The following is a 784-nucleotide window of genomic DNA, read 5'->3' as shown; positions in this document are numbered from 1 at the left end:
GGCCACGGTGGCAAGCGCGGCGGCGCCGAACATGCCGAGCAGGGCGCGGCGGGTCGGGGACATGGGCGGGCTCCTCGGGCGGTGCGGATGCGGGGTCACCACCAGGGTTCCGCCGCCGGAGGGTGCGGGGCGCCCTGCCGGGGGACGATCCCGCGGGTGGGCGCGGGTCGTCCCAGGGCGCGTGCGCTCCTCCGCGCGGAGGAGCCCCCGGTGTTCCGGGGTCTCCCCCGGTCTCCGCCGGTGGGCGGACGCCTTCGCGGGCGCGGGGGCCCTACCGTGGGCCTCCGGCGAGGACGCCGGACGACGCGGACGCGAGGACGGACACGATGACCGAGACCGGCGCGGTACGGACGGGCCCGCCGGGCGCCCTCGCCCGGCTGCCGTGGCGGGTGCCGCCCCTGGTGGCGGACGCCGCGCTCGCGGCGGCCCTGTTCCTGGTGACGCTCGGGCCGGGGCGGGTGGCGGACGGCACGGGCTTCGCGCTGCAGACCGCTCTGGTGCTGCCGTTGGTGTGGCGGCGGCGGGCGCCCCGGGCCGCGTTCGGGGTGATCGCCGCCGCGGCGCTCGCGCAGTGGCTGCTGGGGGTTCAGCTGCCGGCCGACGCGGCGTTGCTGATCGCCCTCGGGACGGTGACCGCGCGGGCGCCGTACCGGTCGGCGTGGGCTGCGGGTCTGGTGGCGCTGGCCGGGGCGGTGCTGGCGGCGGCGCGCTGGGCGCCCGAGGGCCGGTTCCTCGCCTCGGCCGCCGCGATGACGGCGGCGGTCGCCGCGAGCGCGCTGCTCGG

At 80.7% G+C, this 784-nt stretch carries 1 protein-coding gene; it reads left to right on the top strand.

All coding sequences use genetic code 11. The annotated features are described in order from the left end of the window. Positions 1-326: 326 nt before the first annotated feature. A partial coding sequence (locus ABD308_RS26460; RefSeq protein ID WP_425554853.1) for a DUF7134 domain-containing protein occupies positions 327-784 on the top strand: 458 nt, incomplete at its 3' end.

It is taken from the genome of Kitasatospora putterlickiae (assembly GCF_039527695.1).
Lineage (GTDB): Bacteria > Actinomycetota > Actinomycetes > Streptomycetales > Streptomycetaceae > Kitasatospora > Kitasatospora putterlickiae.
The sequence above is the reverse complement of the archived record's forward strand: the minus strand, read 5'-3'. Positions and strand labels throughout refer to the sequence as shown.